Source organism: Curtobacterium sp. Curtsp57 (assembly GCF_047324335.1).
Lineage (GTDB): Bacteria > Actinomycetota > Actinomycetes > Actinomycetales > Microbacteriaceae > Curtobacterium.
Window position 1 is genome coordinate 1,154,718 of record NZ_CP168511.1, and the last position, 19,791, is coordinate 1,174,508.

The following is a 19,791-nucleotide window of genomic DNA, read 5'->3' on the forward strand; positions in this document are numbered from 1 at the left end:
CCTACTTCACGGCGATCTGCGCGATGACCGGGCTGCCGGCCACCGCGGGGAGCTTCGCGATCTTGTCGCTGGTGACGTACGAGTACTTGTCGAAGAAGGTCGGCACGATCGGGAAGTCCTGCAGGACCGCCTGTTGCGTCTGCGTGTAGTACTCGTTCGCCTCGGCCTGCGACCCGGCGGAGTCCGCCTTCGCGAGCAGTGAGTCGACCTCGTCGCTCTGGTAGTACCCGGTGCAGGGCGAGCAGCCGCCTGCGGTCGTGAAGAGCGCCCGGAGGGTGTTCTGCTGGCTGATGTAGAGCGCACCCCAGTGTCCGAAGTGCGGGCCCTCGATCTTCTTGTCGGTGAGCTCCGAGTAGTACGACGCCCAGTCGGTGGTGGCCTTCGCCTCGGTGTCGACGCCGAGGTTCTGGCGGATCTGGTTCGCGTACGCCTGGTACAGCGAGTCGAGGCCGTTGCCGCCCGGGTAGACGAGCGTGATCGTGCCGTCGAAGCCGCCGGCCGAGGCCAGGAGCTTCTTGGCAGCCGCCGGGTCGAACTCGCAGGCGTCACCGCAGATGCCCTCCTCGGTGCCGGACATCGACGGCGGGGTGAGCGCCGTGGCGGGGTCGTACAGGCCACCGTAGATCGCCTTGTTGACCTGCTCGCGGTTGATCGACATCGAGATCGCGCGGCGGACGTCCGGGTTCGAGTACCGCTCGTCCCAGAGCGGGAAGCCGAGGTAGTCGATGCCGGGTGCGTCGAACGAGTGCAGCTTGTCGCCGAAGTCGGCCTTCGCGCTCGTCATCTTGTCGGTCGGCAGGAACAGCACGTCCGCGTTCCCGGCGAGCACGTCGGTGTAGGCGGTGTTCATGTCCGAGTAGCTGCGGAAGGTGACGTTCGGGGTGGTGGGCTTCGTGCCCTCGTAGCCCTTCCATGCGGAGACGGTGAACTCCTGGTCCGCCTTCCACGCCTTCGTCATCTCGTAGGGACCGTTGCCGATCGGCTTCTTGTCGTACGCCTTCATGTCGTCGTATGCGGCGTCGGGCATCGGGTAGAACGCCGTCTGCGCCTGGCTGAGCTGCAGCGGGAACTGGCTGTCCGCGTGGGTCAGGGTCACCGTGAAGGTGTCGTCGCCCGTGATCTTCAGGCCCGACATCTCCTTGGTCTTCGGCGTCCCGGAGGCCGGGTTCAGGTCGGTGTAGCCGACGATCGAGGCGAGCTGCCCGCTGTTCTCCCATGCGTTCGGGCCGTAGGCGACGTGGTTCCACGCCTTGACGTAGCTCTCGGGCGTGACCGTCTCGCCGTTCTGGAACTTCCAGCCGTCGCGGAGGGTGATCGTCCACGTGGTGGCGTCGTCGCTCTCGACGCTCTTCGCGGCGACGTCGTGGAGCTCGCCCTTCGCGTCGGTCTGCGTCAGCGGGGCGAACAAGCTCATCACCTGGTCGAAGGCGACGGTCTGTCGCCCGGGGGTCAGGTGGTCGGGCTCGCCCGTCGCGTACACCAGGGAGCCGCCAGAGCCGGAGCCCGAGTCGGCGGTGCCGCTTGCCGAACAGCCGGTCGCCACCAGTGCCACCGTGGCCGCCGCGGCCAGCGCGGCGATCGTCCTGCGTCGCATGAAGTTCTCCTCGGGTCGTCGTTGATGAGTGAAGCTAGGCCCGCTCGTGACCACGAGGCAATGCTTCTTTCAATGAACTCTGAAACTTTTACCGTTCTGAAACACTCGGGAAACGACACCTGTCGCGCTGACGGGGGCTCCTGTGCAACGCTGGCGAGCATGCGACACACGCCCCACTTCCTGATGACCGACGTCGACGACGTCAAGCGGCTCGTCCGCGGGAACCCGTGGGCGACGATCGTGTCCCACACCGCAGCGGGGCTCGTCGCGTCGCACTACCCGTTCCTGCTCGAGGAGGCGTCGGACGACGAGATCGTCCTCGTGTCGCACGTGGGCCGCCCCGACGAGCAGGCCCACGAACTCGGCGAGCACGAGGTCCTCGTCGTCGTGCAGGGGCCGCACGGCTACGTCTCCCCCGCCTGGTACCCCGCCGAGCAGTTCGTGCCGACCTGGAACCACGTCACGGCGCACCTCTGGGGCACGCCGGAGATCCTGTCCGACGAGGAGAACTTCCGCGTCCTCGGCGAACTGGTCGACCACTTCGAGCGCGAGATGCCGGAGCCGGTGTCGCTCGACGTCGACGAGGAGACCGCCAGGCGCATCGCGAAGGGCACCGTGGGCATCCGCATCCGGGTCACCCGGTTCGACGCCCGCGCGAAGCTGTCCCAGAACAAGGCACCAGAGGTCGTCGACGACGTCATCGCCGGGCTCCGCGGCGACGGCCCCTACGCCTCGCCGGCGCTCGCCGACGAGATGGAGCGCGTCCGGGGCGGTGGCCACGCGTGACCGAGGTCCTGCTCCGCACCGTCCGCCGCATCGGCACGGCGGGGGCACCGGCTGACGTGCTGGTCCGCGACGGCGTCGTCGTCGCGATCGCACCTGCCGGCACCGTCGACCCGTCCGGCCCGGACACCGACGTCGTCGAAGCCGGCGGCGCCTGGCTCGGACCAGGGCTCCGCGACCACCACACGCACTTCGACCAGTGGGCGCTCGTCCGTCGGCGCGTCGACGTCTCGGCGTGCGACAGCGCCGAGGCCACGGCAGACCTGCTGGCCGAGGTCGCGCGCACCGGTGTCTCGGACCCGGTCCTCATCGGCCACGGCTACCGCGACGGGATGTGGCCCCGCCCTGCCCGACGCGAGCTGCTCGACCAGGCCGCACCGGGCCTCCCGGCGGTCGTCATCAGCGGTGACCTGCACGCGGTCTGGTGCAACGCGCTCGCTCTCGCCCACTTCGCCGAGGCCCTCGGTCGGCCGCTCGCGGCCGACGAGGACGGGGTCCTCCGCGAACAGGACGCGTTCGACGTGACGGGTGCGTTGTCGCAGGTGCCGGACGCCGTGCTCGACGGGTACGTCGCCGACGCGGTGGAGGCCGGCGCGGCACGAGGGCTGACGAGCATCGTCGACCTCGAGATGCGCTTCGGGTTCGACCGCTGGGTCCGCCGGATCCGCGGCGGTACCGACGCGCTGCGGGTGTCGTCCGGCGTCTACCCCGTCGAACTCGACGACGTGATCGCCCGGGGGCTGCGCACCGGCGACGTCGCTCCTGGCACCAGGGGCCTGCTCACGATGGGGCCGTTCAAGGTCGTGACGGACGGGTCGCTCGGCACCAGGACCGCGGCGATGGCGACCGGCGAGGGGGTGCTCGCATGGGAGTTCGAGGAGCTCGTGGCGATCACCCGGCGAGCCGTGTCCGCCGGACTCGTGCCCGCGATCCACGCGATCGGCGACCGGGCGAACACCCTCGCGCTCGACGTGTTCGAGGCGGTCGGCGCCCGCGGGACGATCGAGCACGCCCAGCTGCTCGCGGACACGGACGTCGACCGGTTCGCTCGGCTCGGGGTCGCCGCGTCCGTGCAGCCGGAGCACGCCATGGACGACCGCGACATCGCCGACCGCTACTGGGCGGGCTCGACCGATCGGGCGTTCGCGTTCGCGTCACTCGCCAGGGCCGGCGCCCGGGTGCTGCTCGGGTCGGACGCCCCGGTGGCGCCCCTCGACCCGTGGGTGTCGCTCGCCGCCGCCGTGGGGCGGGACCGGGACGGCCGGGAGCCATGGCACCCGTCGGAGCGCATGTCGGCTCTGGCCGCCTGGACCGGCTCGACCGACGGTCGTGTCGGGGTGTCGGTCGGGGACGTCGCCGACCTCGTCCTCGTCGCGGCCGACCCGCTCGCGGCGTCCTCTGCCCAGCTGCGGGAGATGCCCGTGCTCGCCACTGCCATCGCTGGACGGTGGACCCACCGCGACCTGTGACCGAGCGCTACTTCTGGTCCTTCGGGCACCAGTAGAGCTTCCGGCCGGCCATGTCGGCCATCCGGATCTCGGTGCCGCACACCCGGCACGGCTCGCCCTGGCGGTGGTACACCCAGTGCCGGTCCTTCCGGGAGCGGCGGGCCTTCGTGAGCTCCGCCTCGGACAGGCCGTCCATCGTCATCATCAGGCCGTCACGGACGCCGTCGTGCAACAGCGTCGACCAGTCCGCCCAGAGCGCCTTCGCCTGCTTGACGGTGATCTGCTTGCCGGGCTTGTACGGGTCGATCCGCTGCCGGAACAGCAGCTCGGCACGGTAGATGTTGCCGATGCCGCTCACCACGGCCTGGTCCATGAGGAGTTGCCCGATCGCGACGTTCCGCTTCCGGACGTTCTCGACGAAGGTCTTCTCCGCCTCGGGGCCGTCGTCGTTGATCGGGTCGGGGCCGAGCTTGTCGAGCGCCTTCTGGACCTCGGCAGGGGTCTCCACGACGCAGGCGGTGGGTCCGCGGAGGTCGGCGACGGTGTCCTCGGTGAGGAGCCGCACGCGGACCTGCCCGACGGGGTCCGGCGGGAAGGACTCGATCGGGTCCTCGACCTTCTCCTGCTCGGCCATCCGGTAGCGGGCGAGTCGCGGCGCGCCGATCGACGTCAGCGACTCCTCGCCGTCGCCGTCCTCGGACAGCTGCTCGGCGGAGGAGACCATGCCCGCGAAGTCCCACGCCCCGTACAGGCCGAGGTGGACGCGGAGGAACAGGTCGTCCTCGAACTCGAGGAACATCTGCTTGCCGACGGCCCGGGCAGCGACCATGCGCTTGCCGTCGATCTTCGCGGCACCGGCGGCGAACCGCCCCTGCGGACTCGACACCTCGCAACGCTTGCCGACGAAGTGCCGGGTGAACTGGTTGGCGATGCGGTGGACGGAGTGACCCTCGGGCATGGTCCCTGTCTACTCGGCCGCGCCGTCGATCTGCTTACCGGCGATGTGCCCCGTCTGCTCGTACTCGGCGAGCTGCGCGATGCGGCGGGCGTGGCGCTCTTCGCCCGAGAACGGCTCCGCGATGAACAGGTCGACGAAGTCGATGACCTCGGCCTCGGTGTGCTGACGGGCACCGATCGAGATGACGTTCGCGTCGTTGTGCTGGCGGGCGAGGAGCGCGGTGGACTCGTTCCACACCAGCGCCGCCCGGACGCCCGCGACCTTGTTCGCGGCGATCTGCTCGCCGTTGCCGGAACCGCCGAACACGACGCCGAGCGCCTGCACGCCGGCCATCTGGTCCTGCACGACCGCGTGCGCGGCGTTGATGCAGAACGAGGGGTAGTCGTCGAGCGCGTCGTACTCGGTCGGGCCGTGGTCCACGACCTCGTGACCCGCCTCGGCGAGGTGGTCGGCGAGGGTCTTCGAGAACTCGAGGCCGGCGTGGTCCGTTCCGAGGTGGATGCGCATGATCCGATCCTATTCCCGGCTGCGAGCGCCCCTCGCCACCACCACGAGGTACCGGCACTCGTCCTCGGTGTCGTTCCGGTAGGTCACCTCGGCCGGGTCGCCCAGCTCGATCCGGTCCCCCGCCGCGAGGACCGTCGGCTCACCGCCGACGACGAGCCCGAGCTCGCCGTCGACGACCCAGATGCAGTGCCGCAGGAACGCGTACGCCGACGCCGGGTAGGTCACGGACGCACCGGCCGGGAGGCGCACCTCGGTGACGTCAACGGGGAACTCCGCGCTCGACACGGGACGGCGGCGGTACCCGGTCTCGGGGTCGGTCCAGTGGTCGGCGGTCGCGCCGCGTTGGACGCCGGTCGCGTCCTCGGGGCTGCCGGACTCCGGCACCTCGCCCGGTCGTCCGCCGTCGGCTCCACGCTCGTCGAGCAACTGCGAGATCGTCAGGCCGAACGCCCCGGACAGGCGGCCGAGGATCGTCGCGGTCGGACTCGACACCCCGCGCTCGACACGGTTGATCATCGCGCGCGAGACGCCGGACTCCTCGGCCAGCTCCGTCAGGCTCCAGCGGCGCTCGTCGCGGAGTGCGCGGAGACGTTCACCGAGCACTCGATCGTCGTCTACCATCTGAGACATGGCGACAGCATATGCGACGAATGGTGGGTCCTCGGCGTCGGACGTGCTCGTCCGCGACTGCGAGCCCCGCGATCTGGACGTCGTCCACGCGCTGCACGTCGACGCCGTGCTGCACACGACGGCGATCTGGCAGGACGCACCGAACCCGCGGTCGTGGTTCGACACGTGGCTGTCGGACCGCCGCGCCGCCGGGTTGCCGGTGTTCGTGGCCGAGGTGGACGGAGAGGTCGCCGGCTACGTGACGTACGGGCCGTTCCGCCCGCACGACGGGTACCGGCACACGGTCGAGCACAGCGTCTACGTGCTGCCGGCGTTCCGGGGACGTGGCATCGCGTCCGTGCTCATGCGCGCACTCGTGGCCCATGCGCGGCAGCGGGACCTGCACGTGATGATGGCCGGCATCTGCAGTGCCAACACCGGGTCGATCGCCCTGCACGAGCGCCTCGGGTTCGAGGTCGTGGCGGTGCTGCCGGAGGTCGGACGCAAGTTCGACCGGTGGCTCGACCTGACGCTGATGCGACTCCCGCTGTCCTGACGACCGGGTGCTCAGCCGGCCGTGTCGAAGATCGGACCGACGGTGCGGGAACGCTTCAGCTCGAAGAAGCCCGGGTACCGGGCGGCCGCGACGACCCCGTCCCAGAGGTCGAGCGCCTGCTGCCCCTTCGGCGCCGGGGAGATGACGGGGCCGAAGAACGCGGTGCCCTCGACGGCGATGACCGGCGTGCCGACGTCCTGCCCGACGCGCTCGATGCCGTCACGGTGGCTCTCGCGCGTCGCGGCGTCGACCTCGTCGCTCCAGGCGTACTCGGCGAGGTCGGCGTCGAGGCCGAGCTCCTCGAGGACCGCGGGGACGACCACTGTGGGGTCGTCCTCCTGACGGTGGTGGATGTGCTCGCCGAGCGCGTCGTAGAGCGGCTTCACGATGTCGTCGCCGAGCCGGAGCCGCGCGGCGGTCACCAGTCGCGGGTACACCTGCCCCCGTGCGAGCCGCTCCTTGTAGTCCTCGGGCACGTCCTGGTGCTCGTTGAGGACGTACAGGCTCATCACGTGCCACGACACGTCGAGCGGACGCTGCCCCTCGACCTCGCCCACCCAGCGGCTGGTCATCCACGCCCACGGACAGTTCGGGTCGAACCAGAAGTCCACAGCGGTCGGCGTCGTCGGGGTGTTGTCCACAGTCGTGTCGGTCACGGGTGCGAGCGTACGCGTGCTCGCTAGGCTGGCTCCGACATGTTCCGCCGGTGCACGACGCCGGGCGGGGCCACCGATGCGCGGACATCGATCGTCCGCGCCGCAGCGAAGTTGGAGCGTCCGTGCCCGGAGAGAACCTCACCAGAATCGAAGCCCAGGAACGTGCGGCGATCGTCGACGTCCAGTCGTACGACGTCGAGCTGGACCTGACGCGCGGCGCCGAGAGCTTCGGCAGCACCACCCGCGTGCGCTTCACCGCGACGCCCGGCGCGTCGACCTTCATCGACGCGATCACCAAGACCGTGCACTCGGTCACCCTGAACGGCACCGCGCTCGACGTCGCGGCCGTGAACGACGGCGTGCGCATCCAGCTCGCCGACCTGCAGGAGCAGAACGAGCTCGTCGTCGTCGCCGACGCGCTGTACACGAACACCGGCGAAGGCCTGCACCGGTTCGTCGACCCCGTCGACGACGAGGTCTACCTGTACTCCCAGTTCGAGGTGCCCGACTCCCGCCGGATGTTCGCGGTGTTCGAGCAGCCCGACCTCAAGGCCGAGTTCACCTTCACCGTGACGGCGCCGTCCCGCTGGCAGGTCGTCTCGAACTCCCCCACGCCGGAACCGCGCGTCGACGGCGACATCGCCACGTGGGCGTTCCCGGCGACCACCCGGATCTCGAGCTACATCACGGCGCTCATCGCCGGCCCGTACGAGGTCGTCCGCAGCGAGCTGACCTCGAGCGACGGACGCACCATCCCGCTCGGCGTCTTCGCCCGCAAGTCCCTCGCCGAGTACCTCGACGCCGACTACGTCTTCGAGACGACCCGCAAGGGCTTCACGTACTACGAAGAGAAGTTCGACGTCCCGTACCCCTTCGAGAAGTACGACCAGCTCTTCGTCCCCGAGTTCAACGCGGGCGCGATGGAGAACGCCGGCGCCGTCACCTTCACCGAGACCTACGTCTTCCGCTCGAAGGTCACCGACGCCATCAAGGAGCGCCGGGTCGTCACGATCCTGCACGAGCTCGCACACATGTGGTTCGGCGACCTCGTGACCATGAAGTGGTGGAACGACCTCTGGCTGAACGAGTCGTTCGCCGAGTGGGCCTCGACGATCGCCACCGCAGAGGCCACCGAGTGGACCGAGGCATGGACGACGTTCCAGGCGATGGAGAAGTCCTGGGCCTACCGCCAGGACCAGCTCCCCTCGACGCACCCGATCGTCGCGACCATCAACGACCTCGAAGACGTCCAGGTCAACTTCGACGGCATCACGTACGCCAAGGGCGGCTCGGTCCTCAAGCAGCTCGTCGCGTGGGTCGGCATCGACGCGTTCTTCGCCGGTGTCTCCGCGTACTTCAAGAAGCACCACCACTCCAACACGGAGCTGAAGGACCTGCTCGTCGAGCTCGAGGCCACGAGCGGCCGCGAACTCGGCGAGTGGTCGAAGCTCTGGCTCGAGACCGCAGGCGTCAACACGCTGCGCCCGGAGATCGAGGTCGACGCCGACGGTGTGATCACGTCCTTCGCGGTGCTGCAGGAAGCCCCGGCGGATCACCCGACGCTCCGCCCGCACCGTCTGGCCATCGGCCTGTACGCGTTCGGAACCGACGGCGCAGCACCCTTCGGCGCGGACACCGCGTCCTCCGGCGGCAAGCTCGAGCGCACGCACCGGGTCGAGATCGACGTGGACGGTGCCCGCACGGACGTCCCCGAGCTCGTCGGCCAGCACCGCGGCGACCTCGTGCTGCTCAACGACGACGACCTGGCGTACGCCAAGATCCGTCTCGACGAGCAGTCCCGACGCACCGCGATCGAGCACCTCGCCGCGATCGCGAACCCCCTCGCCCGCTCCATCGTCTGGGGCGCGATGTGGGACGCCACGCGCGATGCCGAGTCGCCCGCCAGCGACTACGTCCGACTCGTGCTGGGCAACATCGCGACGGAGACCGAGTCGACGACGATCCGCACGACGCTGTCGCAGCTGCTCCTGACGGCGCGGAACTACGTCGCGCCGGCCAAGGTCGACGCCACGGTCCGCACCGTCGGCGACACGCTGTGGAACCTGGCGTCCTCGGCAGAGGCCGGATCGGACGCCCAGTTCCAGTTCGCGAAGTTCTTCGCGCAGATCGCCTCGACGCCGGAGCACGTCGCGACGCTGACGGGGCTGCGCGACGGCTCGGTCACGCTGAACGGGCTCGAGATCGACACCGACCTCCGCTGGGAGCTGCTCGAGGGCCTCGTGCTCGCGGGTGCCGCCGCGGATGCCGAGGTCGACGCCGAGCTCGCCGCCGACAAGACCGCGTCCGGCGAGCAGGCAGCCGCCCGGGCCCGTGCGACGATCCCCACCGCCGAGGGAAAGCTGGCGGCGTTCTCGTCGCTCGTCGACTCCGACGCGCTGCCGAACGCCATCGTGCGCCAGACCACCATCGGGTTCCAGCACGCCAACTCCCCGGTCGTGCTCGAAGGCCTCGTGCCGAAGTACTTCGACGTGCTCACGCGCATCTGGGCCGAGCGGAGCTACCACATCGCCGACACGATCGTCACCGGGCTCTACCCGGCGCCGCTCGCCTCGGTGGAGCTCCGTGACGCCGCGACCGCGTGGCTCGAGGCACACCCGGAGACCCCGGCGCTGCGTCGCATCGTGACCGAGAACCTCGCGGGCACCGAGCGTGCGCTGCGGGTCCAGGCCGCCGACGCCTGAGTCCGGTTGCCAGGCGGGGTGTGGCGTTCCTCCAGGGACGCCACACCCCGCCCCTCTAGCATCGAGCGGATATGAACCTGGCTGCAGACGACACCTCGAAGCTCATCTCCAACGCCTTCACCCAGTTCGTGGAGACCTGGCACGTCCCGATCGTGATCGTCATCACCGTCCTCGCGGCGATCGTCGTCCGGATCATCCTCCGGCACTCGATCAAGGGCGTCGTCGACCGGGTCGTGAACGGCGTGAAGAAGCGGAACGGATCCACCGACACCCAGGCGCTCGTGGCCTCGCCGATCCAGACCGCGCGCGTCGTGCAGCGAACCAGGACGCTCGGCAGCGTGCTCGAGAACCTGGCGACGGTCGCCGTCGTGATCATCGCGCTCGTGGTGATCATCCCGCAGGTCCTGCCCGGTGCCGCCACCGGCATCGTGGGCGGCGCATCGCTCGTCGCGGCCGGGCTCGCCGTCGGTGCGCAGTCGATCGTCCGCGACCTCCTCTCCGGGATCTTCATGATCCTCGAGGACCAGGCCGGGGTCGGCGACGTCGTGGACACGGGGCCCGCGACGGGCGTGGTCGAGAACGTCGGACTGCGCGTCATGCAGATCCGTGACGTCAACGGGATCCTCTGGTTCGTCCCGAACGGGCAGATCCTCCGCGTCGGCAACCTCTCGCAGGGCTGGTCGCGGGTCCTCGTCGACATCACCGTCCCCTACGAGACCGACATCGACGCCGTGCAGGACGCCCTGCTCGCTGCCGCCGTGCGGATGTCGCAGGAGCCCCGGTGGCGGCAGCGCATCGTCGAGAAGCCCGAGATCTGGGGGCTGCAGTCGATCACCGACACGGGCATGGTCTTCCGCCTCGTCGTGAAGACCCGGGCCTCCGAGCTCGACGTCGTCGGGCGTGAACTCCGCATCCGGCTGAAGCACGCCGTCGACGAGCTCGGCGTGACGCTGCCGGCGATGGCGATGATCATGCCGGAGGGCTGGGAGAACGCGACCTCGATCAACGGGCTCCGCACCGTCCGGACCCAGCCGACGCCCGCCCCGACGAAGCCGCGGCGCGGCCGCAAGACCAACCAGTACGGGCAGCCGATCGAGACCGACGGCCCCGACTCCGGAAGGGACAACGACCGATGACCGACCTCCCCACACCAGGCGCCTCCGGTGCGTCCGGCGGTGTGCCTGCGCAGCCGATCACGTTGCGGGTCGGCCTCGGCGGGACGTCCGCGACCGGGTCCCTGTTCGACCGGATCGGCGGCGCACCGACGTTCGACCGCCTCGTGCGGCGCTTCTACGACGGCGTGCAGCAGGACGACGTGATCTGGCCGATGTACCCGCAGGACGATCTCGAGGGCGCGATCTCCCGGCTCTCGCTCTTCCTGCAGCAGTACTGGGGCGGACCGGGCACCTACAGCGAGCAGCGCGGGCACCCACGACTGCGGATGCGGCACATGCCCTTCCGCATCACGTCAGCGGCCCGTGAGCGTTGGCTGTACCACATGCGGGAAGCAGTCGAGTCACTCGGGCTCGCGCCCCTCGACGAAGCCGAGTTGTGGGCGTACCTCGACCGTGCTGCCCACGCGATGACGAACACCTTCGACTGACCCCTTGACGCTCCGGCCGAACTGGTCATAACCTCTCCACACCATTCCGCAATGACCTTGCGGAATGGTGTGGCTCGGGCACGGCGCCCACTCCCGAGGGCCGCGACGCCTCATGAGGAGAACCATGCAGGTCGTTCCGAAACTCGCAGCCGTCGGCGCAGGGGCCGCCCTGATCGCCGCGGCGGTCATGCTGCCGAACATCGCCGACGCGGCTGGCGGCAACCTCGTGTCGAACCCCGGTTTCGAGACCGGGACCACCAGCGGGTGGGTCTGCTCCGGCGCCTCCGTGGTCAGCACGCCGGTCCACTCCGGCACGAAGGCCCTCTCCGGCGCGCCGACGTCGTCGGACACCGCACAGTGCTCGCAGACGATCGCCGTGCAGCCGAGTACGGCGTACACCCTGTCCGGATGGGTTTCCGGGAGCTACGTGTACCTCGGCGAGAGCGGATCCGGCGCGAGCACGTGGACCTCCGCAGCGGGCTACCAGCAGTTGACCACCACGTTCACCACCGGAGCCTCGCAGACGACCGCGACGGTGTACGTGCACGGCTGGTACGGACAGGGCACCTACCTCGCCGATGACATCGTGCTGAGCGGCCCCGGCGGCGCAGGCGCCACCCCGACGTCGACACCGACGTCGACACCCGCCCCGACGCCGACACCGACGCCGACCCCGACATCGACGCCGACTCCGACACCGACACCGACCCCGGGCACCGGTCCGGCCGCGCAGCTGCCGAAGCACACGCTCACCGGCTACTGGCAGGACTTCGACAACGGCGCGAAGGCACTGCGCCTCGCCGACGTGCCGAAGTCGTACGACCTCGTCGCCGTCGCGTTCGCCAACGCCGACGCTTCGAAGCCCGGGGCGGTGACGTACGCCGTCGACTCGGGCCTGTCCACGAAGCTCGGCGGGTACACGGATGCGCAGTTCCGGTCCGACGTGCAGACGCTCCATGCCCGCGGGCAGAAGGTCATCGTCTCGGTCGGCGGCCAGAACGGCACGATCTCCGTCGCCGACAGCACGTCTGCAGCGAACTTCGCCGCGAGCGTCGACTCCCTGATGAACTCGTTCGGGTTCGACGGGGTCGACATCGACCTCGAGAACGGCGTGAACCCCACGTACATGGCGCAGGCGCTCCACACCGTCGCGGCGAAGCACCCCGGCATGATCATCACGATGGCGCCGCAGACGATCGACATGCTCAGCACGTCATCGGACTACTTCGCCCTCGCGCTGAACATCAAGGACATCCTGACCATCGTGCAGACGCAGTACTACAACTCCGGGTCGATGAACGGGTGCGACGGCGGCGTCTACGCGCAGGGCACCGTGGACTTCGCGACGGCGCTCGCCTGCACGTCCCTCCAGGGCGGTCTGCGCGCGGACCAGGTCGGGCTCGGGTTCCCCGCCTCGCCGAGCGGCGCCGGGAGCGGCTTCGTCGCACCGAGTGTCGTGAACAACGCGATGACCTGCCTCGCGAAGGGGACCGGTTGCGGCTCGTTCGTCCCGGCTGCGAAGTACTCCGGGCTCCGCGGTGCGATGACCTGGTCGATCAACTGGGACGCCTCGAACGGCTACGCGTTCGCGAACGCGGTGCGGCCGGTCCTGGACGCCCTGTCCTGACCATCACCGGACTGGAGGCTCGTGGCGGCGTCGCCACGAGCCTCCAGTCCGCCAGTCGGTCACGTCAGCGGACGTACGAGCCGTCCGCCAGGTCCTCCAGCAGTGACGGGCGGGTCGGCTTCCAGCCGTACGCGCTGCGCGCGTGCGCGCCCGAGCACTCCTGGTGCATGAGCAGGGCGTCCGCGTACGCGGTACCGAGTCGCTCGCGGGACGCGTCCACGCTCTCGGCGACGATCGGCGACCCGTGTGCCCCGGCTTCGGCGATCTCCCGCACGGTCGGGTTGTCGCCCGTCGCGACCAGCACGTACCCGTCCTGCTCCGCCCGCTCGAGCGCCAGGACGTAGAGCTCGCCGAGGTCGTCGACGTGGACCGTCGCCCAGCGCTGCGACCCGTCGCCGACGAGCCGGACCTCGTGCTCGCCGTCGCCGACGAACATCGCCGGGATACCGGCTCCGCGCCCGTAGACGATGCCGGGTGCCACGATCGTGGTGCGCACGTCACTGGCACGGACCACTGCCTCGTTCGCACCGCGCCACGACGTCATCGCCGGAGGGTCGATCGGGGACTGCTCGGAGATGTCGGTCGAGTTGCCGAACGTGAAGATGCCGCCGGTGTGGACGAACGGCTTCGGGGTCCCGGTGAGCGCTTCGAGGACCGTCCGGACGAACGCCTCGTCGACGTCCTTCGCGGACGCGGTGTGCACGACGGCGTCGGCCTCGTGGGCGAGGCGCTCGACGACCTCGGTGTCGGTGACGTCCTCGACGAACGCGCGACCGCCCGCGTCGCGGACCGCCTTGGCCTTCTCGTCGGAACGGACGATCGCGGTGACGTCGTGCCCGTGGGCGACGAGTGCACGGAGGACGGATGAACCGATGTAGCCGGACGCGCCGGTCAGGAACACATGCATGCGGCCAGCCTGGCACCGGGGGCTGGCCGGGCGCTCCGCGCTGCGGGGGCTAGGACGCCAGGGTCCAGGCGCGTCGCTTCACCAGGACGTGTCCACGCGAGGTCGTGAGGCGGCTCCAGGGGCCGGTCTCGAACAGCCGCACCGGGTCGTGCCCGAGGAACCCGAGGCTCTCCCCGGCGAACCCCGCTCCGGCCGGGACGTGCTCGACGCCCGGGATCGGTCGTCCCCAGACCTCGGACCGGATCTTGCGGACCACGGCGTCGCCGGCGTTCGTCGGCACCGCGTCGGCGACCTCGTCGATGCCGGCCTTCGCTGCGCGGCGGAGGAGCTCGGCGGAGACGTCGGGCAGGGGGATCCACCCACCGCGCGGCGGGGAGATCGCAGCCCAGGTGACGGTGTGGACCTCGTGCGGCAGCTCGACCTCGATCGGGGTGGCGCGGGTGGGGTCCGCGCCCTCGGCGTGTTCGGCGTCCTGCGCGTCGGCGAGCACCCGCAGGCGTTCCTGGAACGAGGCCAGGGGAACGACGACGTCGATCGACGCCGGCTGGGTCAGCGAGAACGTGCGGAGCCCGAGCACCGTCGGGAGCTCGTCGAGCAGCCCCAGCGGGTACAGGATCGCCGTGTACACGGCGAGCACCCCGGAGTCGGCGATGAGGCGGACGGAGCCGTCCTCGACGCGGGCGGCACGTCCGAGGTACGTGCGGAGGTCCCCCAGGGAGGCGGCGTCGGGCAGCGTGAACGAGGTGCTCATGTCGTGTCCGATCCTACCGGGGCGCTCCTCTTCGTAGACTGCGGGGGTGGTCAACGACGAACCGGACTTCCTGCGGACCCTGCGACTCGAGGACACCGGCGCGAGTACGCGCGAGACGATCCTCACCGGGGCGAACCACTGGTCCCCCGGCGGCCGGGTCTTCGGCGGCCAGGTCCTCGCGCAGTGCATCGTGGCGGCGCAGGCCACCATCGACGGCCGCGACATCCACTCGATCCACGGGTACTTCTTGCGACCGGGCGACATCGACGTGCCGATCACCTTCGGCGTCGAACGCATCCACGACGGCCGGTCCTTCGCCACACGTCGGGCGCAGGCGTACCAGAACGGCACGCCGATCTTCTCGATGATCGCGTCGTTCCAGACGGCGGACGACGGCGTCGAGCACCAGGACCCCTTACCCGTCAGCATGCCGGAGCCGGAGTCGCTCCCCTCGGCGGCGTCGATCCTGTCGGAGATCGACCACCCCGTCGCACGGGCGTGGGCCGAACGGTCGATCGACCTCCGACACGTCGAGGGCCCGGTGTTCATCGACGTGCAGGGCGAGCACGTCCCCCACCAGGCGGTGTGGTTCCGCGTGCAGGGCGACCTGCCCGACGATCCCGCTCTCCACCGCGCCGTGCTGGCCTACGCGAGCGACCTGTCGATCCTGGAGCCGATCATGCGGCGGCACGGGGTCGCCTGGGGCACCCCAGGCGTGAAGAGCGCGAGCCTCGACCACGCGATGTGGTGGCACCGGGACGGTCGCGCGGACGAGTGGATCCTGTACACGCAGGAGTCGCCGAGCGCGCAGGGCGGCCGGGGTCTCGCGTTCGGCCGGATGTTCTCCCGCGACGGACGCCTGCTGGCGAGCGTGGCGCAGGAGGGCATGATGCGGATCCCGCGCCGCTGACACACGGCGGGCGGGGGCGGGCAGGATCGGCTACGGCCTCGAGAACACGACGGGCGGTTCGACGTACGGCTCGCACGCCGCACGCTCGACGGCCGTGAGGCGACGCGGACGGTTCGTGGCCGCGTCGACCATCACCAGCGTCGTCGTTGCCCGCGTGTACAGCTCGGCGGGCTCGTGGCCGGCCGGCGACCAGACCTCGTACGAGATGTCGAGGCTCGCACCGCCGACGTGCCCGATCCAGAGCTGGATGTCGAGCGGCCGTCGGAAGTACGGCGTCGATGCGAGGTACTCGAGCCGCTGGGCCGCGATGACCGTCATCGTGCCGGACCCCGGCCGACCGTCGATGATCGGCTCAGGCGCGGATCCCGACTCGTCGACCTCGTCGGGATCCGGCGCCCAGAACGCGAGCACACGGGCTTCTTCGAGCAGCCGGAGCATCGCGGAGTTGTTCACGTGCCCGTAGGCGTCGATGTCGCTCCAGCGGATGCGGACCGGCGTGTGCAGCCTGGCCACGTGCGGGTCAGTCCCGCGTGAGCTTGCGGTACGTCGCGCGACCGGGCTTGGCCGCGTCGGCACCGAGGCGCTCGATCTTGTTCTCCTCGTACGCCTCGAAGTTGCCCTCGAACCAGTACCAGTTCGGCGTGCCGTCCTCGTTCAGGCCTTCCCACGCGAGGATGTGCGTCGCGATGCGGTCGAGGAACCACCGGTCGTGGGTGATGACCACGGCGCAACCGGGGTACTCGAGCAGTGCGTTCTCGAGCGAACCGAGGGTCTCGACGTCGAGGTCGTTGGTCGGTTCGTCGAGGAGCAGGAGGTTGCCGCCCTGCTTGAGCGTCAGCGCGAGGTTCAGACGGTTGCGCTCACCACCCGAGAGGATGCCTGCACGCTTCTGCTGGTCAGGGCCCTTGAACCCGAACTGCGAGACGTAGGCGCGGGACGGGATCTCGGTCTTGCCGACCTGGATGTAGTCGAGTCCGTCGGACACGACCTCCCACAGGTTCTTGTTCGGGTCGATGCCGCCACGGCTCTGGTCGACGTACGAGATGTCGACCGTCTCACCGATCTTCAGCGTGCCGCCGTCGAGGGGCTCGAGCCCGACGATCGTCTTGAACAAGGTCGTCTTGCCGACGCCGTTCGGGCCGATGACGCCGACGATGCCGTTGCGCGGGAGCGTGAAGGAGAGGTCGTCGATGATGACGCGCTCACCGAACTGCTTGTGCAGCTTCTCGGCGTCGATGACCTGCGAGCCGAGACGCGGCCCCACGGGGATCACGATCTCCTCGAAGTCGAGCTTCCTGGTGCGCTCGGCCTCCGTCACCATCTCCTCGTAGCGAGCGAGACGGGCCTTGGACTTCGCCTGGCGGCCCTTGGTGTTGCTGCGCACCCAGTCGAGCTCGGACGACAGACGCTTCGCGAGCTTGGCGTCCTTCTTGCCCTGGACCTCGAGGCGAGCGCGCTTCTTCTCGAGGTACGTCGAGTAGTTGCCCTCGTACGGGTAGAGACGACCGCGGTCGACCTCGGCGATCCACTGGGCGACGTGGTCGAGGAAGTACCGGTCGTGGGTCACGGCGAGGACGGCGCCGTGGTACTGCTGCAGGTGCTGCTCGAGCCAGAGCACGCTCTCGGCGTCGAGGTGGTTGGTGGGCTCGTCGAGGAGGAGCAGATCCGGCTTCTGCAGCAGGAGCTTGCAGAGCGCGACGCGACGCTTCTCACCACCGGACAGGTGCGTGACGAGCTCGTCCCCCGGGGGGCACTGGAGCGCGGCCATCGCCTGCTCGAGCTGCGAGTCGAGGTCCCACGCGTCGGCCGCGTCGATCTCTTCCTGCAGGGTGCCCATCTCCGCCAGGAGCGCGTCGAAGTCGGCGTCCGGCTCGGCCATCAGCGCGGAGATCTCGTTGAAGCGGGAGATCTTGCCGTGGATCTCGCCGACGCCTTCCTGCACGTTCTCGAGCACGGTCTTCGACTCGTCGAGCTCGGGCTCCTGCATGAGGATGCCGACGCTGAAGCCCGGCGTGAGCTTCGCTTCGCCGTTGGAGGGCTGGTCGAGGCCGGCCATGATCTTCAGGATCGTCGACTTGCCGGCGCCGTTCGGGCCCACGACGCCGATCTTCGCACCGGGGAGGAACGACATCGTGACGTCGTCGAGGATCAGCTTGTCGCCGACTGCCTTGCGGGCACGGACCATCTGGTAGATGTACTCAGCCATATCGCGGTCAAGTGTAGTGATCCGTCCGGCCCCGCGTGACGGTTCGAGCACGTCAGGCCGCTTCGCGGTGGACTTCGTCGGCGGCTCGGGCGGCGGCGCTCGGTTCCGGGAGCTCCTCGTCCACCCCTTCTGCCGGGACAGGAGTCGTCTCGTCGGCGTCGTCACCCGGGCTGTCCTCCGCACCGTGGACCTCCCCCGTGTCGGGGTTCACGCTCGGTCCGGGGCCGGGCACCGCGGTCGCTTCCGATGCGTGGCGCGGGACCTTGATCCAGTTGCCGATGCCCCAGGCGAGGTCCTGCCCCAGGGCTTCCGCGTCGATCTCCACGGACGTGCCGCCGCGGCCGTCCCGCTCCCAGGTCCTGATCCGCACCCGTCCGGTGACGAGGATGCGGTCGCCCTTCTTGACGGACTTGTGCACGTTCGCCGCGAGCGACCGGAAGGCCGTCACGGTGAACCAGTTGGTGGGGCCGTTGGTCCAGGTGGAGTTCTGGCGGTCCCAGCGACGGGACGGTGATGCCAAGCGCATGCTCGTGATGGCGATGCCGGTCTCGGTGACGAGGTGGCGGGGCTCGGTCGCGACGATGCCGCAGACGGTGATGGTGTCGTTCATGCCACCGATCGTCATCGAGCCCCGGACCGCCGTGGTGGGCCGGGGCTCGATGTGTGTGGTGTCGACCCGATCAGGCGACTGTGGAGGACGAGTCCCCCGAACCTCCTGGCCGGGTGCGACCACTTCGGATCAGTGCGCGTGGAACTCCGGTCGTGTCGCGAGCGGACCGAGCGCGGCGTGGACCGCACCCTTCGCGGACTGGAGCGACGGGTAGACCCCGCCACCGCCTTCCCGGTGTCCGTAGAGCTCGACCCGGAAGCCGTCCGGCGCACGGTGGATGCTGCCCACCGCTCCTGCCGGACCGACTGCGACCCATGTTCCGTCGTTCTGTGTCATCGTTCGACCACCTCCTCGTGGCCCCGACGTCCGGTCCTGTTGTTCAGGACGCCAGGATGTACTGACTGTAGGCCTTGCGGACCTTGTTCACCTTCGGCAGCGCGACTGCGAGGCAGTAGCCCTGACCGGGGTTCTTCGCGAAGAAGTCCTGGTGGTACTCCTCGGCGGGGAAGAACGTCGTGAGCGGCTCGATCGTGGTGACGATCCCGCCGTCCCAGATGTCCGAGGCACGCTCGATCGCCTGCTCGAACAGCGCACGCTGCTCGTCGTCGGCGGGGAACATCGCCGAGCGGTACTGCGTGCCGACGTCGGCGCCCTGGCGGTTGCGCTGCCGCGGGTCGTGCAGCGTGAAGAACACGTCGAGGATGACGTCGGCCGGGATCACCGTCTCGTCGAAGGTGACGGCGACGGCCTCGGCGTGACCGGTGGCACCGGTGCACACCGCCTCGTACGACGGGTTCTCCGTGGTCCCACCGATGTAGCCCGACACCACGTCCTGCACACCCTGGAGCGTGCGGTACACGGCGTCGAGACACCAGAAACATCCACCTGCGAGCACGAACGTGGTCATGGGCACAACGTACCTCCCCGGCCTCCGAGGAGCTCCGAGCCCCTGGTGCGTCCTCCACAACGCGCAGCCGGCCCGCACTGTCCCCCGGGCGCACCGCCACGCCCCGGCGTGTCGGAGGTGCGCCGTAGCGTCAGCAGCACACCGACCAGGAACAGGAGGCACCTCGATGCAGACCACCACCGAGCCCCAGCTGCGCATCCGGACCGCGCACCCCGTGGCACGCTCCCGCGGTGACCTCCGCGTCCTCGACGTCCGTGACGACCTGTCCCGCGTGACCCGTTCCAACGGCGAGATCGTCGGCTACGTCGATCGGGTCGATGTGTCAGGCGACACCGCGTACCGAGCGCGGCGGTACATCGCCGCCGAGCGCCGGTTCGTCGAACTGCCGAACGTCTGGTCCGTCGACGACGCGGTGGACTGCCTGCGCTGGTGACGTCGATGCGTGGAGCGGTTCGAT

Annotated in this window: 21 protein-coding genes; 9 read left to right on the forward strand and 12 right to left on the reverse strand. The window is 69.7% G+C overall.

The annotated features are described in order from the left end of the window. Nucleotide 1 precedes the first annotated feature (1 nt). The gene (locus ACEN9V_RS05410) at nt 2–1,594 is read right to left on the reverse strand and encodes a peptide ABC transporter substrate-binding protein (RefSeq protein ID WP_413602435.1); all 1,593 of its coding nucleotides are present in this window, start codon (nt 1,592–1,594) and stop codon (nt 2–4) included. 159 nt (nt 1,595–1,753) lie between these two features. Between ACEN9V_RS05410 and ACEN9V_RS05415 the strand changes: the two genes are divergently transcribed. Together ACEN9V_RS05415 and ACEN9V_RS05420 are read left to right on the forward strand one after the other, a co-directional pair. Beyond that, nucleotides 1,754–2,380 carry an FMN-binding negative transcriptional regulator gene (locus ACEN9V_RS05415; protein ID WP_413602436.1) on the forward strand — a complete coding sequence of 209 codons (627 nt, stop codon included), beginning with the start codon at nt 1,754–1,756 and terminating at the stop codon, nt 2,378–2,380. After that, on the forward strand, nt 2,377–3,846 hold the full coding sequence (locus tag ACEN9V_RS05420; protein WP_413602437.1) for an amidohydrolase: 1,470 nt from the start codon (nt 2,377–2,379) through the stop codon (nt 3,844–3,846). Before ACEN9V_RS05415 ends, ACEN9V_RS05420 begins: the two co-directional genes overlap by 4 nt. A gap of 7 nt (nt 3,847–3,853) precedes the next feature. Here ACEN9V_RS05420 and ACEN9V_RS05425 read toward each other — a convergent pair whose 3' ends face one another. From ACEN9V_RS05425 to ACEN9V_RS05435, 3 genes are read right to left on the reverse strand one after another with little or no spacing between them, the layout of a single operon-like run. Next, entirely contained in the window at nt 3,854–4,783 is a 930-nt protein-coding gene (locus ACEN9V_RS05425; protein ID WP_413602438.1) for an Fpg/Nei family DNA glycosylase, read from the reverse strand. Between the two features lie 9 nt (nt 4,784–4,792). Further along, entirely contained in the window at nt 4,793–5,290 is a 498-nt protein-coding gene (locus ACEN9V_RS05430) for a ribose-5-phosphate isomerase (RefSeq protein ID WP_281267331.1), read from the reverse strand. Between the two features lie 9 nt (nt 5,291–5,299). Beyond that, nucleotides 5,300–5,920, reverse strand: a complete 621-nt coding sequence (locus ACEN9V_RS05435; protein WP_413602439.1) for a helix-turn-helix domain-containing protein — start codon at nt 5,918–5,920, stop codon at nt 5,300–5,302. On the opposite strand from ACEN9V_RS05435, the gene ACEN9V_RS05440 reads away from it, so the two are divergent. Continuing rightward, nucleotides 5,919–6,455, forward strand: coding sequence for an N-acetyltransferase family protein (locus tag ACEN9V_RS05440; protein ID WP_413602440.1), 537 nt, complete (start codon nt 5,919–5,921; stop codon nt 6,453–6,455). The two genes, ACEN9V_RS05435 and ACEN9V_RS05440, sit on opposite strands and share 2 nt — an antisense overlap. Before the next feature lie 11 nt (nt 6,456–6,466). Here the strand turns inward: ACEN9V_RS05440 and ACEN9V_RS05445 are convergent, their stop codons facing one another. Continuing rightward, nucleotides 6,467–7,111 (reverse strand): DsbA family protein, encoded by a 645-nt coding sequence (locus ACEN9V_RS05445; RefSeq protein WP_413602441.1) that lies wholly within the window; start codon nt 7,109–7,111, stop codon nt 6,467–6,469. 122 nt (nt 7,112–7,233) lie between these two features. Here ACEN9V_RS05445 and pepN point away from each other — a divergent pair, with 122 nt between their 5' ends. From pepN to ACEN9V_RS05465, 4 genes are all read left to right on the forward strand, one after another. Beyond that, the gene (pepN, locus tag ACEN9V_RS05450) at nt 7,234–9,813 is read left to right on the forward strand and encodes an aminopeptidase N (protein ID WP_413602442.1); all 2,580 of its coding nucleotides are present in this window, start codon (nt 7,234–7,236) and stop codon (nt 9,811–9,813) included. A gap of 71 nt (nt 9,814–9,884) precedes the next feature. Continuing rightward, on the forward strand, nt 9,885–10,949 hold the full coding sequence (locus ACEN9V_RS05455) for a mechanosensitive ion channel family protein (protein WP_413602443.1): 1,065 nt from the start codon (nt 9,885–9,887) through the stop codon (nt 10,947–10,949). Further along, nucleotides 10,946–11,416 (forward strand): globin, encoded by a 471-nt coding sequence (locus tag ACEN9V_RS05460; RefSeq protein ID WP_413602444.1) that lies wholly within the window; start codon nt 10,946–10,948, stop codon nt 11,414–11,416. Before ACEN9V_RS05455 ends, ACEN9V_RS05460 begins: the two co-directional genes overlap by 4 nt. Nucleotides 11,417–11,540: 124 nt before the next feature. Further along, nucleotides 11,541–13,043 carry a chitinase gene (locus ACEN9V_RS05465; RefSeq protein WP_413602445.1) on the forward strand — a complete coding sequence of 501 codons (1,503 nt, stop codon included), beginning with the start codon at nt 11,541–11,543 and terminating at the stop codon, nt 13,041–13,043. A 64-nt stretch (nt 13,044–13,107) separates the two neighbouring features. On the opposite strand, the gene ACEN9V_RS05470 is transcribed toward ACEN9V_RS05465, so the two are convergent. Both ACEN9V_RS05470 and ACEN9V_RS05475 read right to left on the reverse strand, forming a co-directional pair. Continuing rightward, nucleotides 13,108–13,950, reverse strand: coding sequence for an NAD-dependent epimerase/dehydratase family protein (locus ACEN9V_RS05470; RefSeq protein WP_413602446.1), 843 nt, complete (start codon nt 13,948–13,950; stop codon nt 13,108–13,110). Nucleotides 13,951–13,999: 49 nt separating this feature from the next. Further along, a complete protein-coding gene (locus ACEN9V_RS05475) occupies nt 14,000–14,701 on the reverse strand; it encodes a hypothetical protein (RefSeq protein WP_413602447.1) in 702 nt (233 codons plus the stop codon). A 46-nt stretch (nt 14,702–14,747) separates the two neighbouring features. Between ACEN9V_RS05475 and ACEN9V_RS05480 the strand changes: the two genes are divergently transcribed. Then, on the forward strand, nt 14,748–15,611 hold the full coding sequence (locus ACEN9V_RS05480; protein WP_413602448.1) for an acyl-CoA thioesterase: 864 nt from the start codon (nt 14,748–14,750) through the stop codon (nt 15,609–15,611). Between the two features lie 30 nt (nt 15,612–15,641). Here the strand turns inward: ACEN9V_RS05480 and ACEN9V_RS05485 are convergent, their stop codons facing one another. The 5 genes from ACEN9V_RS05485 to msrA all read right to left on the reverse strand — a co-directional run bounded on the left by ACEN9V_RS05485 (nt 15,642) and on the right by msrA (nt 19,334). Then, nucleotides 15,642–16,124, reverse strand: coding sequence for an acyl-CoA thioesterase (locus tag ACEN9V_RS05485; RefSeq protein WP_413602449.1), 483 nt, complete (start codon nt 16,122–16,124; stop codon nt 15,642–15,644). A gap of 7 nt (nt 16,125–16,131) precedes the next feature. Continuing rightward, nucleotides 16,132–17,817: an energy-dependent translational throttle protein EttA gene (gene ettA / locus ACEN9V_RS05490; protein ID WP_281267320.1), complete on the reverse strand. Its 1,686-nt coding sequence runs from the start codon at nt 17,815–17,817 to the stop codon at nt 16,132–16,134. Nucleotides 17,818–17,869: 52 nt separating this feature from the next. Beyond that, nucleotides 17,870–18,427: a single-stranded DNA-binding protein gene (locus tag ACEN9V_RS05495; RefSeq protein WP_413602450.1), complete on the reverse strand. Its 558-nt coding sequence runs from the start codon at nt 18,425–18,427 to the stop codon at nt 17,870–17,872. A gap of 129 nt (nt 18,428–18,556) precedes the next feature. Continuing rightward, nucleotides 18,557–18,715: a methyltransferase gene (locus ACEN9V_RS05500; protein ID WP_281267318.1), complete on the reverse strand. Its 159-nt coding sequence runs from the start codon at nt 18,713–18,715 to the stop codon at nt 18,557–18,559. 91 nt (nt 18,716–18,806) lie between these two features. Further along, a complete protein-coding gene (msrA, locus tag ACEN9V_RS05505; RefSeq protein WP_413602451.1) occupies nt 18,807–19,334 on the reverse strand; it encodes a peptide-methionine (S)-S-oxide reductase MsrA in 528 nt (175 codons plus the stop codon). Between the two features lie 166 nt (nt 19,335–19,500). Between msrA and ACEN9V_RS05510 the strand changes: the two genes are divergently transcribed. Then, the gene (locus ACEN9V_RS05510; protein WP_413602452.1) at nt 19,501–19,767 is read left to right on the forward strand and encodes a hypothetical protein; all 267 of its coding nucleotides are present in this window, start codon (nt 19,501–19,503) and stop codon (nt 19,765–19,767) included. Nucleotides 19,768–19,791: the final 24 nt, after the last annotated feature.

What these genes read in the sequence shown, in the direction of transcription:
- ACEN9V_RS05460 (WP_413602444.1), top strand. Translation starts at nt 10,946, where the DNA reads ATGACCGACCTCCCCACACCAGGCGCCTCCGGTGCGTCCGGCGGTGTG.
- ACEN9V_RS05470 (WP_413602446.1), bottom strand. Translation starts at nt 13,950, where the DNA reads ATGCATGTGTTCCTGACCGGCGCGTCCGGCTACATCGGTTCATCCGTC.
- ACEN9V_RS05510 (WP_413602452.1), top strand. Translation starts at nt 19,501, where the DNA reads ATGCAGACCACCACCGAGCCCCAGCTGCGCATCCGGACCGCGCACCCC.
- ettA (WP_281267320.1), bottom strand. Translation starts at nt 17,817, where the DNA reads ATGGCTGAGTACATCTACCAGATGGTCCGTGCCCGCAAGGCAGTCGGC.
- ACEN9V_RS05425 (WP_413602438.1), bottom strand. Translation starts at nt 4,783, where the DNA reads ATGCCCGAGGGTCACTCCGTCCACCGCATCGCCAACCAGTTCACCCGG.
- msrA (WP_413602451.1), bottom strand. Translation starts at nt 19,334, where the DNA reads ATGACCACGTTCGTGCTCGCAGGTGGATGTTTCTGGTGTCTCGACGCC.
- ACEN9V_RS05465 (WP_413602445.1), top strand. Translation starts at nt 11,541, where the DNA reads ATGCAGGTCGTTCCGAAACTCGCAGCCGTCGGCGCAGGGGCCGCCCTG.
- ACEN9V_RS05430 (WP_281267331.1), bottom strand. Translation starts at nt 5,290, where the DNA reads ATGCGCATCCACCTCGGAACGGACCACGCCGGCCTCGAGTTCTCGAAG.
- ACEN9V_RS05410 (WP_413602435.1), bottom strand. Translation starts at nt 1,594, where the DNA reads ATGCGACGCAGGACGATCGCCGCGCTGGCCGCGGCGGCCACGGTGGCA.
- ACEN9V_RS05440 (WP_413602440.1), top strand. Translation starts at nt 5,919, where the DNA reads ATGGCGACAGCATATGCGACGAATGGTGGGTCCTCGGCGTCGGACGTG.
- ACEN9V_RS05415 (WP_413602436.1), top strand. Translation starts at nt 1,754, where the DNA reads ATGCGACACACGCCCCACTTCCTGATGACCGACGTCGACGACGTCAAG.
- ACEN9V_RS05435 (WP_413602439.1), bottom strand. Translation starts at nt 5,920, where the DNA reads ATGTCTCAGATGGTAGACGACGATCGAGTGCTCGGTGAACGTCTCCGC.
- ACEN9V_RS05475 (WP_413602447.1), bottom strand. Translation starts at nt 14,701, where the DNA reads ATGAGCACCTCGTTCACGCTGCCCGACGCCGCCTCCCTGGGGGACCTC.
- ACEN9V_RS05455 (WP_413602443.1), top strand. Translation starts at nt 9,885, where the DNA reads ATGAACCTGGCTGCAGACGACACCTCGAAGCTCATCTCCAACGCCTTC.
- ACEN9V_RS05495 (WP_413602450.1), bottom strand. Translation starts at nt 18,427, where the DNA reads ATGAACGACACCATCACCGTCTGCGGCATCGTCGCGACCGAGCCCCGC.